Annotated in this window: 13 protein-coding genes, 1 pseudogene and 1 riboswitch; of the genes and pseudogenes, 4 read left to right on the top strand and 10 right to left on the bottom strand. The window is 68.7% G+C overall.

Translation table 11 applies throughout. The features are described 5' to 3' along the window. Positions 1-181: 181 nt before the first annotated feature. The 5 genes from J4Z35_RS08165 to J4Z35_RS08145 form a co-directional block, all read right to left on the bottom strand. The gene (locus J4Z35_RS08165; RefSeq protein ID WP_006945667.1) at positions 182-1,057 is read right to left on the bottom strand and encodes an SMP-30/gluconolactonase/LRE family protein; all 876 of its coding nucleotides are present in this window, start codon (positions 1,055-1,057) and stop codon (positions 182-184) included. A gap of 59 nt (positions 1,058-1,116) precedes the next feature. After that, positions 1,117-1,692, bottom strand: coding sequence for a peptide deformylase (def, locus tag J4Z35_RS08160; RefSeq protein ID WP_006945693.1), 576 nt, complete (start codon positions 1,690-1,692; stop codon positions 1,117-1,119). 257 nt (positions 1,693-1,949) lie between these two features. After that, positions 1,950-3,518 carry an amino acid permease gene (locus J4Z35_RS08155; protein WP_208065495.1) on the bottom strand — a complete coding sequence of 523 codons (1,569 nt, stop codon included), beginning with the start codon at positions 3,516-3,518 and terminating at the stop codon, positions 1,950-1,952. A gap of 39 nt (positions 3,519-3,557) precedes the next feature. Further along, the gene (locus tag J4Z35_RS08150) at positions 3,558-4,589 is read right to left on the bottom strand and encodes a PH domain-containing protein (protein ID WP_208065494.1); all 1,032 of its coding nucleotides are present in this window, start codon (positions 4,587-4,589) and stop codon (positions 3,558-3,560) included. A 4-nt stretch (positions 4,590-4,593) separates the two neighbouring features. Further along, complete coding sequence (locus J4Z35_RS08145) at positions 4,594-4,770, bottom strand: hypothetical protein (RefSeq protein ID WP_006945715.1); 177 nt, start codon at positions 4,768-4,770, stop codon at positions 4,594-4,596. A gap of 206 nt (positions 4,771-4,976) precedes the next feature. Here J4Z35_RS08145 and J4Z35_RS08140 point away from each other — a divergent pair, with 206 nt between their 5' ends. Next, the gene (locus J4Z35_RS08140) at positions 4,977-6,068 is read left to right on the top strand and encodes a small ribosomal subunit Rsm22 family protein (protein ID WP_347813542.1); all 1,092 of its coding nucleotides are present in this window, start codon (positions 4,977-4,979) and stop codon (positions 6,066-6,068) included. A 105-nt stretch (positions 6,069-6,173) separates the two neighbouring features. Here J4Z35_RS08140 and upp read toward each other — a convergent pair whose 3' ends face one another. Then, positions 6,174-6,824, bottom strand: coding sequence for a uracil phosphoribosyltransferase (gene upp / locus J4Z35_RS08135; protein ID WP_006945708.1), 651 nt, complete (start codon positions 6,822-6,824; stop codon positions 6,174-6,176). Between the two features lie 64 nt (positions 6,825-6,888). Here upp and J4Z35_RS08130 point away from each other — a divergent pair, with 64 nt between their 5' ends. Then, a complete protein-coding gene (locus J4Z35_RS08130) occupies positions 6,889-7,320 on the top strand; it encodes a nucleoside deaminase (protein ID WP_038570237.1) in 432 nt (143 codons plus the stop codon). Between the two features lie 12 nt (positions 7,321-7,332). Here the strand turns inward: J4Z35_RS08130 and J4Z35_RS08125 are convergent, their stop codons facing one another. The 4 genes and pseudogenes from J4Z35_RS08125 to J4Z35_RS08110 form a co-directional block, all read right to left on the bottom strand. Further along, complete coding sequence (locus tag J4Z35_RS08125) at positions 7,333-8,616, bottom strand: DUF4921 family protein (RefSeq protein ID WP_243754959.1); 1,284 nt, start codon at positions 8,614-8,616, stop codon at positions 7,333-7,335. A gap of 179 nt (positions 8,617-8,795) precedes the next feature. Next, on the bottom strand, positions 8,796-10,325 hold the full coding sequence (locus J4Z35_RS08120) for a circularly permuted type 2 ATP-grasp protein (RefSeq protein ID WP_208065492.1): 1,530 nt from the start codon (positions 10,323-10,325) through the stop codon (positions 8,796-8,798). Positions 10,326-10,349: 24 nt separating this feature from the next. Next, a pseudogene (locus J4Z35_RS08115) lies at positions 10,350-11,090 on the bottom strand (DUF72 domain-containing protein). 282 nt (positions 11,091-11,372) lie between these two features. Next, complete coding sequence (locus J4Z35_RS08110; protein ID WP_006945679.1) at positions 11,373-11,708, bottom strand: DUF4235 domain-containing protein; 336 nt, start codon at positions 11,706-11,708, stop codon at positions 11,373-11,375. A gap of 270 nt (positions 11,709-11,978) precedes the next feature. Beyond that, positions 11,979-12,087, top strand: a riboswitch (TPP riboswitch). Positions 12,088-12,142: 55 nt separating this feature from the next. Between J4Z35_RS08110 and J4Z35_RS08105 the strand changes: the two genes are divergently transcribed. After that, positions 12,143-13,237, top strand: coding sequence for a thiamine ABC transporter substrate-binding protein (locus J4Z35_RS08105; RefSeq protein WP_208065491.1), 1,095 nt, complete (start codon positions 12,143-12,145; stop codon positions 13,235-13,237). A gap of 10 nt (positions 13,238-13,247) precedes the next feature. After that, positions 13,248-14,921, top strand: a complete 1,674-nt coding sequence (locus J4Z35_RS08100; protein ID WP_006945742.1) for an iron ABC transporter permease — start codon at positions 13,248-13,250, stop codon at positions 14,919-14,921. The last annotated feature ends 140 nt before the right edge of the window (positions 14,922-15,061 follow it).

Here is a 15,061-nt window from a genome sequence, read left to right as displayed (position 1 = left end):
GTTCACACGCGCGAACGGCGTCCACATCTGCGAATCAGCGTCACATTCGCACGCGTCGGCGCGAGTCGTCGTGACACGGGTCGCCCTGGTGGCAACGTCCGTTGAATGGGGACGTAGATCGCCGATGTGGACGCGGTTCGCGGAAGGGTCAAGAATCGTACATGGGGACGGACTGGTGCGGTCAGCCGGTGAAGGGGAGGGTGCGTTGACCGCGGATACCCGGCGTACAGACGAAGAGGGCGCCGGCGTCGGGCTCCGCGTCGTCCGGCAGGTTCTCTCGCGAGGTCGTGATGAACAGCTGGTCGAGGTCGTCGCCGCCGAAGGCCGGGCACGTCACCAGGCTCGGCCCCACCTCGACGATCTCGCTGAGCGAGCCGTCAGCGTCGTAGCGACGCACGGCGGAGCCGCCGAACAGCGCCGTCCACACTCCGCCTTCGGCGTCGACCGTCAGCCCGTCGGGGTGGCCGATGCCGTCCTCGAGCCGGACGAAGGGCCGACGGTTCGTCAGGCCGGTCTCGGCGCTCCAGTCGAACACCCAGATGATGCGGGTCGGCGTGTCGTTGTAGTAGGCGAGCGTGCCGTCGGGCGACCAGCACAGGCCGTTCGAGATGGTGACGTCACCGAAGACATGGCTCGTCGACCGGTCCGGCGCCAGCCGCCACATCGATGCCGCGCCCTCGCTCTGGTCGTAGGCCATCGACCCCATGTAGAACGACCCGTCGGGGGCGCATCCACCGTCGTTGAACCGGGTGCGCGGCTCGTGCGTCGACGGCCACAGATCGGCGGTGTGCTCCAGATCGGCGAAGTCGACCGAACGCGTCAGTGCGAAACCACGCTCCGTCGCGACGATCGCGCCTCCACCTGCGCGCGGACGCAGCGCTGCCGCGACGTCCCCGACGTGGAATCGGGTGACATCACCGCCCGGCTGGAGCTCGAGGACGTCCCCGGCCAGCATGTCGACGTAGCGCAGCGCCGGGTGGCCGCCGCCCCAATCGTCGGCCCAGATGACGCCCTCACCGTGGTAGGCGTGCGGTTTCGCGACAGCTTCAGCCTTCATGACGTCAGGCTATATCGGGCGGCAACGCTCCGCGACGATGCTCGGATGCCGCTGTCGGCTCAGACGTCCTCGGCCTTGAGTTCGGTCGGGTCCCACTTGGTGATGCCGTCGTACTGCCAGCCGCGGTCCTTGACCGCCTCGCGCGACTCGAGGCGCATCGTCGGCGTGAGGCGGTCGAGGTAGAGGTAGCCGTCGAGGTGGTCGGTCTCGTGCTGCAGCATGCGGGCGAAGAAGCCGTGCCCCTCGATGACGATCTCGTTCCCGTCGAGGTCGGTGCCCGTCACCTTCGCCCAGTCGGCCCGCGCCGTCGGGAAGTGCTCGCCGGGCACTGACAGGCAACCCTCGTTGTCGTTCTCCTCGTCGGCCTCGCCGGCAGGCACGCGACCCTTCTCGAGCTTCGGGTTGATGACGACGCCGCGGCGGTTATCGCCGAGTTCGTCGTCGGGACAGTCGAAGACGAAGATGCGCTGCTTGACGCCGACCTGGTTGGCTGCGAGGCCGACGCCGTTCGCCGCCTCCATCGTCTCGAACATGTCCTCGACGAGGGCGCGCGTGTCGTCGGTGATCTCCTTGACCCGCTTCGTGGGTGCGTGCAGGGCCTTGTGGCCGACGATGGTGATGGGGCGAACAGCCATGAGAAACCTCGAAGAACGCGGGTCGGCGGGTGGGCGTCGATCATTCTAGGGCCCTCGGGTGGGGCGACCGGGTGCATGGGTGCTCGCCGACGTGATCGAGCGAAATCGGCGGGATCGAGTGCCCCGACGCTCGATCCCACCGATTCCGCTCGATCGCGGGCGCGGGTGAGCTGCGACAAGAGGCGACGGAGCACGTCGAAGCCCCTCGACCCGACGATGCGGGCGAGGGGCTTCGAGATGAAACGAGGCGAGTGTGCTCAGTAGCGTCGCTCGTTCTTGCGCAGCGCCTCGGCGCCGTCACCGACCGACGTGTCGAGGTCGGTGGCGTAGACGCCGTCACCGACGCCGCCCTGCAGCTGCGGGTTGCGACCGACGCGCGAGTGGCCGCGGCCGTAGAAGAAGTAGATCGCGAAGCCGATGAGGAGCCACACCACGAAACGCAGCCACGTCTCGACGGGCAGGTTGAGCATGAGGTAGAGGCACACAGCGGCGGCGACCCACGGGAGGACGGGGCTGCCCGGCACCTTGAACGGGCGCTCGAGGTCGGGGCGCTTCTTGCGCAGCACGGGCACGGCCAGGCTGACGAGGAAGAACGCCGACAGGGTGCCGATGTTGACCATCTCCTCGAACTCACCGATCGGGATGGTCGCCGCTGCGACCGCGATGATGAAGCCCATGACGAGCGTCATCGGGACCGGCGTGCCCGTCTTGGGGTTCGTGCGTGCCATGCCCATCGGCAGCAGGCCGTCGCGCGACATCGCGTACATGACGCGGGTGGCGCCGATCATCAGCGTCATGACGACCGTGGCGAGACCCGCGACGGCGCCGGCTGCGATGATCTGCGCGTACCCGGGATGTCCGTGATCGCGGAAGGCCGCGGCGAGTGCGCCCTTGGGGTCGATCTTGTCGTAGCTCACCATGCCGGTGATGACGAGGCAGACGGAGACGTAGAGGATCGTGCAGATCGCGAGCGAGCCGATGATGCCGATCGGCAGGTCGCGCTTCGGGTTGCGCGTCTCCTCGGCGGTGGTCGCGACGACGTCGAAGCCGATGTAGGCGAAGAACACGAGGGCTGCGCCGGAGATGACGCCCATGACGCCGAACGCCTGCGGTTCCATGCCCGTTATGAGCTCCCACAGGGGGCGCTTGAGCGTGTCGGACGTGCTCTCGAGGTGCTGAGCCGGCGGCACGAACGGGGTGTAGTTCGACGTGTTGATGTACTGGATGCCCATCACGATGATGAACAGCACGATGAACAGCTTGACGGCGACGAGCGTCAGGTTGACGCGCATCGACTCCTTGATGCCCGTCGCGATGACGCAGGTGAGCACGGCGACGAGGCCGAAGGCGGCGATGTCGAAGTGGGTGAACCAGCCGGTGCCGCCCTGCAGATTGTCGGGCAGCTTCAACCCCCACTCACCGAACAGGATGTTGAAGTACGCGCTCCAACCCTGGGCGACGACGCCCGCGGCGAGGATGAGCTCGAGAAGCAGATCCCAGCCCACGATCCAGGCGATGAGTTCGCCCATCGTCGCGTAGGAGAACGTGTAGGCCGAGCCCGAGACGGGCACCGCCGACGACAGCTCGGCGTAGCACAGGGCCGCGAGACCGCAGCAGAAGGCGCCGATGAGGAACGAGATGACGATGGCGGGGCCCGCCATCGTGTGCGCGGCTCGCCCCGTCACCGTGAAGATGCCGGCGCCGATGATGACGCCGATGCCGAAGACCGTCAGGTCGAGCGCTGACAGGTTCTTCTTCAGCTGGAACTCGGAAGCTTCCGAGTCTGCGATCGACGCTTCGATCGACTTGGTGCGCAAAAGGCTCATGTGAGCGCCCTTTCACCGGATGGTTGGAACCGTGTGAGATTACGTTCCGTCTCGCCATGTGGAGCCATCGTCCACATCGTGGTCGCGACCTCGCCGGCGGACGGGTTGAGGTGAGGTCGCGTGTTCACGGCTCACCCACCAGGCCGATTCGTCACCCTGCGCGGGCGACGTCTCGTCCCTGTCATGCCGCTGACGGTACGTGCGATCGGTGTCACTGTGGGGGTTTGGTTGGTCAACCGTGACAAATCCGTGAGGATCGGTGTCGTCCTCGGCGGCTCGACGTTGCCCGCTGCCGTAGCGAGCTCGGGGCTGACGGACCGCGAGGGGGCGGGTGTCGTCGCCTGACGGGCCGTGACGCTGCGACTCATGACGCTGCGATTCGCGCCGCGGCGTCTCGCGGCGTTGTTCGTCGTCGGACCAGCCGTCGCCATCCCACGACTCGTCATGCTGCAACTCGTCGCGCCAGTCGTCCTCGACCCACGGGTCACGCCATTCGTCGTCGTAGCCCTCGTCGTCGGCGTGCCGCGCGTCCGCGTGCCCGCTCGGGCGCGGGTCGTCCTCGTCCTCGAAACCGAAGATGAGCCCGCAGATGTCGCGGTATTTCTCGTCGGGGTTGCGCACGTAGTCGATGACGTTGAGCGCCTGCTCCTGACCCGCCGACTCGATCTTGAACGTGCCGTAGCCGAGCAGCCGCGCGGCGGGCGAGCGGTTGTACGACATGTCCGTCACCTTCGACAGCGGCATCATCGCCACCTTCTTGACGAACAACCCGTGCACCAGGATGAGGCGCTTGTTCGTGATGACGAACGTCTGGTCCCACCATTCGACGACGCGCCAGGCGAGGTGCGCGGCGAGGACGAGCCAGATCCACCACGCGGCGTTCGTCAGCGGGCCCATCCAGGCGGGCGCGCAGATGCCCGCGACGATGACGAGGACGAACCCGACGACGCACGAGGTGATGGCGGGCAGCACGCGCGCCCAGTGCTGCTTCATCTCGAGGACGACGTCCTCACCGCGCGCGAGATAACCGGCGACGCGGTCGCTCGCCTGATGTGGGCGCAGTGGGCCCATGGGTTCAGTTCTTGCCGAGCAGCGCGTCGAAGAATTCGCGCAGGTTGGTGACGGCGTTGCGCAGCACGTCGCCGACGGCGCGCACGACGTCGGCCGACTTCGCGGGGCTCGAGAAGACGGCGTAGATGATGAACGCGAACAACAAGAACTTCAGGATCGACTTGAAGTTGATCTTGTCCATGGCGTCGTCTCTTTCTGGTGGGTGGAGCACGCGGGGGAAGGCACGGGCAACTCTCGCATCCTTGCAGGGTTCGCCCATGCTGCGGCGCAGGCTCGCCGAACCGTTTTCGCGGCGCTCGCCGTCGGGCGCTCGCCGTCGGGTGCGCGCCGTCGGGCCCGCCGTGGAACGCGCGCGCCGCTATGGCTGGTGGTGCGTACGCTGACGGCGTGGATCTGGCGATGAGTCTGCGCGATGCGCTCGAACGAGAAGCCTCCGGTACGGCGATCAAGCAGTTGAGTGACGCTGTCACGCGCCTGTCGACCCGGTATCGGGCCGTCGCGGCGGCTGACGAGCCCATTCTCGCGCGCCCCGTCGACGTGCTCGCGTACGCCCACTACCGCATGCCCGCGACGTTCGGTGCGGTGCGTTCGGCGCTGCGCGCCCTCGCCGATTCCGGTGTGTTCGACGCTGATTCGGTGACGTCGATGGTCGACCTCGGCGGCGGCACCGGCGCCGCGGCCTGGGCGGCGGCGGACGTCTTCGAGACGCTGCGCGACATCAGCGTCCTCGACCAGGTGCCGGCGGCGCTCGACCTGGGGCAGCGGCTCGCGCGCGCCAGTGGGGTGCCCGCCCTCGAGCGCACCGTGTGGCAGGAGGGCCGCGTCGGCTCGTGGAACGTGACGGTCGGTGCGCCATCCGGTGGCGGCGCCGATCTCGCGACGGTCTCCTATGTGTTGAGCGAGTTGTCGGCTCAGCAGGCCGATCGCATCGTCGCCGAGGCGACGTCAGCGGCGACGCGCGCCGTCGTCATCGTCGAACCCGGCACGCCGGACGGCTACGCGCGCATCCTGCGAGCCCGCGATCAACTGCTCGAGCAGTCGTGGTCGGTCGCGGCGCCATGTCCGCATCAGGGGGCGTGCCCGTTGCTCGCCAAGACGGAACCGGATTGGTGCCACTTCGCGGCGCGCGTCAACCGTTCGTCGGTGCACCGGCAGGTCAAGGGTGGCGAGCTGTCACACGAGGACGAGAAGTTCTCGTACGTCGCGATGGTGCGTGAGCCCGCGCACGTGGCGCAGGGTGTGCCGTTGCGCGACGGCGTCGATCTGACGCAGCGCCCCAGCGAGCGCGACGCGCGCATCATCCGGCATCCGAAGAAGAACAAGGGGTTCGTCGAGCTGCAGGTGTGCGAGGCGCTCGACGCCTCAGGCCTCGCCGGCCAGGTGCGACGCGCCGTCGTGACGAAGAAGGCCGGCCCGGCCTACAAGCAGGCTCGTGACGCTGGCTGGGGCGACGCCATCGACCTGGGTGCACGGGGCTGAGGGCTGAAACGTTGCCATGCAGTGTTTCAGCCCCGAATGAGCGTGATGGGGCCGAAACCCTGCACTGCAGGATTTCGGCCCCCATCGAGAATGCGGCTCAGGCGCTCACGCGTCGTGCGTCGCGATGCCGTAGAGACGGTCGCCGGCGTCGCCGAGGCCGGGCACGATGTAGCCGTTCTCGTTGAGCTTCTCGTCCATCGCACCGGTGACGAGGGTTATGGGCACCTCGATGTGCGACGTCAATTCCTCGAGCTTCGCCAGGCCTTCCGGCGCGGCGATGAGCACGACGGCCGTGATGTCGTCGGCGCCGCGCTCGACGAGGTAGTCGATCGTCGCGGCGAGGGTGCCGCCCGTCGCGAGCATCGGGTCGACGACGTAGACCTGACGGCCCGACAGGTCGTCGGGCAGACGGTTCGCGTACGTCGTCGCCTCGAGCGTCTCCTCGTTGCGCACGAGACCGAGGAAGCCGACCTCGGCCGTCGGCAGGAGCCGCATCATGCCGTCGAGCATGCCCAGGCCGGCGCGGAGGATCGGCACGAGCAGCGGACGCGGCGTCGCGAGCTTGATGCCGCGCGCCGTCGTCACCGGCGTCTCGACGTCGACCTCCTCGACGCGGACGTCACGCGTCGCCTCGTACGCGAGGAGCGTGACGAGTTCGTCGACGAGGCGACGGAACGTCGGGGAGTCGGTTCGCTTGTCACGCAGCGTCGTGAGCTTGTGCGAGATGAGCGGGTGGTCGGCAACGATGACGCGCATGGGACAAACTTAACCCGTGGATCTTCCCGTGGCACCAGCGATCGAGCTCACGTACGACGCGTGGATGGGGCGCGCGCTCGAACTGGCGCGTGAGGTGGGCGCGGCGGGAGACGTGCCGGTCGGAGCGCTCGTCGTCGATGCTGACGGCGAGGTGATCGGCGTCGGCGCGAACCTGCGTGAGGTCGACGGCGACCCGACGGGTCATGCGGAGATCGTCGCGATGCGGCGCGCTGCAGCGTCGCGAGGGGGCTGGCGCCTCGACGGCTGCACCCTCGTCGTCACGCTCGAACCGTGCCTCATGTGCGCGGGGGCAGCCGTTCAGGCGCGGCTGGCGCGCATCGTCCTCGGGGCGTGGGATCGCAAGGCCGGCGCCTGCGGCGGGTTGTGGGACGTCGTACGCGACTCACGCTCGACCCACCGCATCGAGGTGGTCGGCGGCATCCGTGAGGACGAGTGTTCGGCGGTCCTCAAGGAGTTCTTCGCGACCCGACGGTGACGCGCGCAGCCATCAGAGGCGGATGCCGGGGGCGAGGCGGCCCTCCTCCTGCAACCGGCGGAGCGCGGGAACGACGCGGTCGCGGACGCCCGCGGGGCTGATGGTGTTGAGGTAGATCTTCGTGCTGCCCTCGAACCCGGCGAGGTTGGCGATGCGCCACTTGAGCACGACGTGCCAGGGGATCTCGACGTCGCTCATGGACGGCGGACGGTGGTGCCACTCCTCGTTGCACGGCACATCGGCTCCGGTCGCGGCATGCATGGCGTGGACGAGGTCGGCCATTGCGTGACGTTCGTCGTCGGTCATGAGCCATGGCTCGCACGTGCCGGACGTCGACCAGATCTCGATGCTCGGGTAGCGGTGGCCGAACCCGGCGAAGGCGATCGCGTGAGCGTTCTCCGCGACGACGAGATCGTGGCTGCGCGCGTAGGCGATGAGTTCCTCGAACACGCGCGGATCGCGACGCGCCGCATCGATGTCGAGGTCGGTCGAGGTGCCGAACTCGTCGATGCCGACGATCTGCTTGTGCAGGTGGTCGAACGACGCGCCCGCCGGCTTGAGCCAGTTCTGGAAGGCCGCGACGTAGCGCACGTGCGGGTTCGTCGCGTACAGCTCGGCCATCGCGTCGATCGTCAGGTCGAGGTATTCGCGGTGCTCGGTCGGCGTCAGGGCGCCTGACGAGGCGAGCTGGTCGCTGCGCGTCGCGCCGTCGACGTAGTGGCGGCGGCCGACGATGACGTCATGGGTGCTCGCGAAGAAATCGCCTGCAGCGTCGAGGAGTTCGGCGTCCGTGGCGGCCTCGGCGCGCTTGCCGAGACGCACCCGCGCGAGGCGCAGCAGGTGTTCGCGCCCTCCGTCAGCAGCCTCGTAGGCGCGGCGGCGGGCCTCGATCGCGTCGTCGAACGTGTAGCCGTGGTTGGCCTGCCAGTAGTCGACCGACATGATCTCGAACAGGTTCGGGATGCGGCGGAACTCGGCGACCTGCGACGTCACCTCGGCCGGCGTCAGACCACGCAGTCGGACGAAGCGCGACCCCTCGGCGGAACCTGCGGCGAGGACCGAGCGCACCTTCTCCGGTGGCGTCTCGAGGTAGCGCTCGGAGCAGAACGCGCAGGACGACGTGAAGTCCTGCGCCACGAGGTCTTTGACATCAGGCGGGACGAGCCCGAGGGGACGGTCGCCGCGGCCGGGCACCGTCCACACCTTCGTACCGCTCAGCGGGTTGACCTGCTTCGTCGTGCCGTCCGCCATCGTGCGGATGAACTCGGTCGGCTGCTGGCTGGCGTCGCGCGTCATGTCTTCAGTCTCACCCATGGCGCCGCGCCCCGTCTCCTTTGCGTGCAAGTGCACCTGGGTGCACTTGCACGCAGAGGCGTGGGGCTGCGCGACCGGGCGTAACTCTGCGCACGGTGGCGCGGCCCGTCGACGATCGCGTCAGGGCGCTTCGAGTGTCGCACCGGGCCGCGATGCGGGCGTCAGCGCTGGATCCAGGTGTCCTTCGCGCCGCCGCCGGCCGAGACGTTGACGATCATCGTGCCCGCTGGGGCGACGCGCGTCATCGCTCCCGGTGTCGTGACGGCGACGGTGCGCGAGGCGTCCTGCCCGTCCGGGCGCTGCAGCACGAACGCGCGCAGGTCGACGTGGCTCGGCACGAACGAGCCGTCGACGAGCGTCGGCAGGGTCGACAACGGCACGATGTCCTGCGCGACGAAGCGCTCCGGCGTCTCACGGATCTCCCGACGGCGCGTCTCCAGCTCGTCGGCCGAGCACTCCGGGCCGACAGTGATGCCGCTGCCGCCGTAGCCGTCGATCGGCTTGACGACGAGTTCGTCGAGGCGATCGAGCACCTCCTCGCGGTGGTCCTCGCGGGCACACAGCAGCGTCGGCACCTGCGCGAGCAGCGGCTTCTCGCCGAGGTAGAAATCGATGATGTCGGGCACGAGCGCGTACGTCGCCTTGTCGTCGGCGAGGCCGTTGCCGGGCGCATTGACGATGGCGACCGCGCCCGCCGCGAGCACGTCACGCAGCGCGTCGCCGAGCGGACGACCGTCCGCGCCCTTCGCTTCGAACAGCTCGGTCTCACCCATGCGCGGGTTGAGCAGGTGCACGCGGTGACGTTCGCCGCCGTCGAGGCGCCACAGCTTGCCGTCGTCGACGACGAGGGCGTCTGCCGTCACGATGGCGGCGCCGACCTGGCCGCTCACGAGGTTCTGCTCGTACCAGGTCGTGTCCGTCGGGCCGGGGGAGACCATGCACAGGCCGATCTCGGCCTCGGCAACGCCACCGTCGAGGAGTCTTGCGCTCGCGATGAGCGAATCGTGCAGCAGCCCGTACGTCCGGGTCGGGTGCTCGAGCGTCTCCGCGGGCGGCAGGATCTCGGCGAAGTGGTTCTCGAGCACCTCACGGTTGATGTGCGTCATGCCGAGCCCGCCGGGCATGCGCAGGTTGTCCTCGAGCACCATCCACTCGCCGGACGCGGGCGAGACGAGGTCGAGGCCGCAGATGCCGGCGCGGACGAAGTCAGCGGGCACCCGCTGGCCGTCCTCGGACCAGCCGGGCGAGCGACGCAGCATGTCGGCGTCGACGCGGCCCGCCTTGATGATCTCGCCGGGGCCGTAGACGTCGCGCAGGAAGAGTTCGAGCGCACGGACGCGCTGCTCGGCGCCGGCGCTGAGCTCGGCCCAGCGCTCGGCCGAGATGATGCGCGGCACGATGTCGATCGGGTACGGGCGGTTGCCGTCCTCGGAGTTGATCGTCACGCCGAGCTCGGTCAGGCCCTTGCCGGCCGCTTCGAGGCGGCGCGACACCTCGTCGGGCCCGAGCGTCTCGATGCGCTCGATGACGGCCGCGTAGTCGGGGCGCAGCTCCGCATCGTCGGTGACGGATTCGTCGTGCACGCCCGGGGTCTCGGGTTCGTGCTCGCGGTATTCGCTGAACGCCACGGGGACGATCTCGCCCTCTGCGCCCTCGTCGTTCGTCGGGTTCGTGCCCTGTGCCGTGGTCATGGGGACGACGTTACGGCAGACGGCTCACGTGCGCTCGCGGACGAGGCGGCCCAGGGTCTGCGCGTTGGCGACGGCGGCGCCGTCGATGTCGTTGTTGAAGTACGCCCAGACGGTGCGTCTCTCGGTGAGCCGGCCGTCGATGCCGATTGCCCATGCAAGAAGGGCGTCGTCCGAGTAGCTGCCGCCATAGAGCTTGGCGCCCTTCGGGCCGTGGAAGCGGATGCAGACGTTCGAGGAGGTGACGCGGACGTCGGCGGTGTGCGTCTTCGGGGTGGGCCCGTCCATGACGACGTAGGCCGCGTCGTGGAGTTTGAGCAGCGCGAAGACCTCGTCGTCGAGCCAACTGTCGTGGCGGAATCAGACGGCGATGTCGAAGCGGCTCGGCATCGCAGTGAGGAAGGCGTCGAGCAGCGCATCGTCGCGTTGCAGAGCCGGGGGGAGTTGGACGAGGAACAGCCCGAGGCGGTCGCCGAGCGCGTCGAGGGCGGGGGTGATGTGCGGTAGCCATTCGTCGAGGGCGGTGAGGTGGCCGACGTGGGTGAGGCCCTTGGGGGCCTTGACGGTCATGCGGAAGCCGTCGGGCAGGCGGCGGTGCCAGCTCTCGAAGCTCGTGAGTGCCGGCCAGCGGTAGTAGCCGGCGTTGAGTTCGACGGTGTCGAAGAGGTTCGCCGCGTAGTACTCGAGGCGCACGCGGTCGGCGACGCCTGCGGGGTAGACGGTGCCTTTCCAGGAGGCGTACGTCCACCCTGACGTGCCGAGGCGCAGTTGCGCTCGGTGGCCGTGCTCATGGCGTCAGCATGCCACCGGAGCGCGGCGTGATGTTCGGCCGGGACGTGAATGTGGACGAGATCCGCCGAGGTGGACGTGAATCGCGAATGTGGGCGAAATTCGCCGGTGTGGACGAAATTCGCGACGCTCAGTGATGCGTCGGCCAGAGACACGCGAGGAGGGCCAGGCAGAACCTGACCCTCCAAGCGAACAGCTCCATGCGCAACATGGACGCCCCCGAGTCTGCTGCTCCCACGCCGGAAAGCGGACGAAGGGGAATTACTTCATGACGACGACGGGCGCCTGGCTCTTGCCCTTCTGGGCTTCCTTGGCCTCTTCTTCGGCGCGCTTGACGAGGGCCTGCGGCGGGTGGCCGGCGGACTTGGTGAAGTAGTCGGCGGCGCGGCGTTCGGCGTACATCTTGGCGGCGGCGAGTGCGCCGGTGGAGATGGCGGCGTAGATCGCGGCTTCGATGATGCTGGCGTTCGGGTCCTTCGCGCTGCGCGGGCTCTTGCCGGTCGTCATCTTCCACGTCTTGGTGGCGGTGGTCGTCGCGATCTTGCTCGCGACGATGCCGGCGCCCATGCTCAGCACCTTCCACACGAGGTTGCCCATGGTGTTTCCCCTTACGTGTCGTCGGCCGTCGTGAGGCGTCGTCGAGCCTCGGGCCGTTGATGTCTTGGGTCCATCCTCGCGCGTGCATGTGTCGCTGCGCCAGTCGGCATGGTCATCAGCCCGGTCTGACGGGGGTGGGCGTCGTGGCGGCCGGCTCGTGCACGAGGGATCCGGCGTCGGCGTGAGGTGCGCACGAGCCGTCAGCGGGGATGCCGGAGTGCGAAGCGGGCCGAAGCGTGTCGTCCGTCGGTGGTCGGTGCTAATCTCACGCTCGAACGACAGGGGAGCGCAGTGTGCGCTGAGATCGTGCCGCACCCGGCACCAAACCCTCGAACCTGACCCGGTTAGCACCGGCGGAGGAAGTCGAGTTCTCACTCGTCGCGCGTACGTGCGGGCGACGACGTCCCTCACTGGCCGTGAGGAGGAACGTTCACATGATGTCTCGTAGTGGCCGCGCCGTGCTGGCGCTCGCGTGCGTGGGTGCGCTGGCGGCGTGCAGCGTCGACAACAACTCGTCGGGGTCGAAGTCGAGTTCGGCGGGCGGCTCGGGTGCGTCGGGTTCGGGCGCGTGGAAGACGGTCACGTTGGTGACGCACGAGTCGTGGGCGCCCGACAAGAACGTCATGGCCGAGTTCACGAAGCAGACGGGCTACACCGTCAAGGTCGTGAAGTCCGGTGACGCCGGTGAGCTCGCGAACAAGCTCGTGCTGAGCAAGAACAACCCGCTCGGTGACGTCGTGTTCGGCATCGACAACACGTTCGCCTCGCGTGTCACGACGAACGACGTCCTCGAGCCGTACAGCCCGAAGGGCGCGCCTGCGTCGGCGTCGAAGTACGAGCTGCCGGACGGCCAGGGCAAGGGGCAGCTGTCGCCGATCGACACCGCGTCGGTGTGCGTCAACGTCGACGACGCGTGGTTCACGAAGAACCACAAGACGAAGCCCGCGTCGTTCGACGACCTCGTCAAGCCCGAGTACAAGAACCTCATGGTCGCGCCGGGCGCGTCGTCGAGCTCGCCGGGCATGGCGTTCTTCCTCGCGACCGTCGGCCACTACGGCCAGGACGGCTGGGAGGCGTACTGGAAGAAGCTCATGGCGAACGGGCTCAAGCTGACGTCGGGCTGGAGCGACGCGTACGAGGTCGACTTCACCGGCAGCGGCAAGGGCAAGCGTCCGATCGTCGTCAGCTACGACAGCTCGCCGGCGTTCACCGTCGACAAGGCGGGCACGTCGACGACGTCGGCGCTGCTCGACACGTGCTTCCGATCGACCGAGTACGCCGGTGTGCTCAAGGGGGCGAAGAACCCCGACGGCGCGAAGGCGCTCATCGACTTCATGAACGGTGCGAGCTTCCAGAAGTCGCTGCCCGACTCGATGTACGTCTTCCCCGTCGACTCGAACGTCGAACTGCCCAAGGCGTGGGCGGCGAACGCGAAGCAGCCGACGAAGCCGATCGAGGTGTCGCCCGCCGACATCGACAAGAACCGTTCCGAATGGCTGACGAAGTGGAAGGACGTCACGTCCAAGTGACGCCCGAGCGATGAACGGCACCCGTGATGGTCTGCGTCGCGGCGCACGAGCCCGGGGCGCTCGCGCGCCGTTCGTCATGGCCGCGCTTGCCGTCGTCCCGCTCGTGTTCCTCGCGATCTTCTTCGCGTGGCCCGTCGCAGCGATGGCGGTGCGTGGGCTCGCGCCGGGTCGGCACGTCGATCTGGGCGGATTCACGGACGTCCTGACGCGCCCGCGCATCCTGCGCGTGCTGTGGTTCACCGTGTGGATGGCGGCGCTCGCGACGGCGTGCTCGGTGCTGCTCGGTGTGCCCGTCGCGCACGCCCTGTACCGGCTGCGCGTGCCGGGGGCGGGGGTGTGGCGCGCGCTCGTCGTCCTGCCGTTCGTCATGCCGACGGTCGTCGTCGGCGTCGCGTTCCGGTCGCTGTTCGCCGACGGTGGCCCGCTTGCCTGGTTGGGCTGGGACGGCTCGTGGCAGCCGGTGCTGCTCGCGATGGTGTTCTTCAACGTGTCCGTCGTCGTGCGCACCGTCGGGCCGATGTGGGCGTCGCTCGACCCGCGCACGGCGGAGTCGGCGGCGGCACTCGGGGCATCACCGCGGCAGGTCTTCCGGACGGTGACGTGGCCGCAGCTGCGCCCCGCCGTCGTCAGCGCCGCGAGCGTCGTGTTTCTGTTCTGCTCGACGGCGTTCGGCATCGTCCTCATGCTCGGTGGCCTGCGCTACTCGACACTCGAGACGGAGATCTACTCCCTCACCGTCGAATTCCTCGACCTGCGAGCCGCGGCGGTGCTGTCGGTGACGCAGTTCGTCCTCGTCGCGGCGCTGCTCGTCGTCAGCGAACGCTCGCGCATCGGGCGTCATGACGAGCGGGTGCGGCGTGGCGTGACGCAGCAGACGGCGCTGCGACGTCCTGGTCGCGGTGACGTGGCTGCCCTGACGCTCACCGCCGCTGTCGGGGCGCTCATCCTGGCGCCGCTGGTGACGCTGCTCGTGCGCTCGCTGCGTTCCGATGGCGGCTGGACGGTGCAGCACTATCGCGGATTGGGTGACCTCGGGGTCGTCGGTGCGCTCTCGCAGAGCTGGCGCATCGCGATCGACGCTGCGTTGCTCGCGCTCGTGCTGGGGGTGTGCGTCTGCGTCGTCGTGTCGTGGCGCGCGGCGAGCCCGAAGGGGCGGAGTGTCGTCCGGCTGCTCGACGCGGCGTTCATGCTGCCGCTCGGCGTCTCGGCCGTGACCGTCGGTTTCGGTTTCCTCATCACGCTCGACCGGCCGCCTCTCGACCTGCGTTCGTCGTCAGCGCTCATTCCGATCGCGCAGGCAATGGTCGCGCTGCCGCTCGTCGTGCGCACGCTGACGCCCGTGCTGCGCTCGCTGGACCCCCGTCCGCGCGAGGCGGCCGCCGCGCTCGGGGCCTCGCCGGTCCGGGCATGGATGACGGCGGATCTGCCGGTGCTGTGGCGACCCTTCGTCGCGGCAGCCGGGTTCGCGCTCGCGGTTTCGCTCGGCGAGTTCGGCGCGACGGCCTTTCTCGCGCAACCTGATTCGCCGACGTTGCCCGTCGTCATCTACCAGCTGATCGGGCGCCCCGGTGACGCCAACTTCGGTGGCGCGATGGCAGCGTCCGTCGTGCTCGCAGCCGTGACTGGCCTCGTCATGGTGGCCGTCGACAAGATCGGCGGCGTCGCCGCAGGGAGGATGGGCTGATGGTGGGACGACCCAGGCGAGGCGACGCCGGTCCGGCGTGGGCTGGTGGGACGCCGGTCGGTGAAGAGCGGGCCAACGGGATGCCGTCTGGTGGCGAGAGGTCCGACGGGTTGCGAGCCGGTGGGACGCGGTCCGAGGGG

This window comes from Dermacoccus sp. NHGro5, assembly GCF_017565385.1.
Lineage (GTDB): Bacteria > Actinomycetota > Actinomycetes > Actinomycetales > Dermatophilaceae > Dermacoccus > Dermacoccus nishinomiyaensis.
This window is presented reverse-complemented; position numbering and strand designations above follow the sequence as displayed.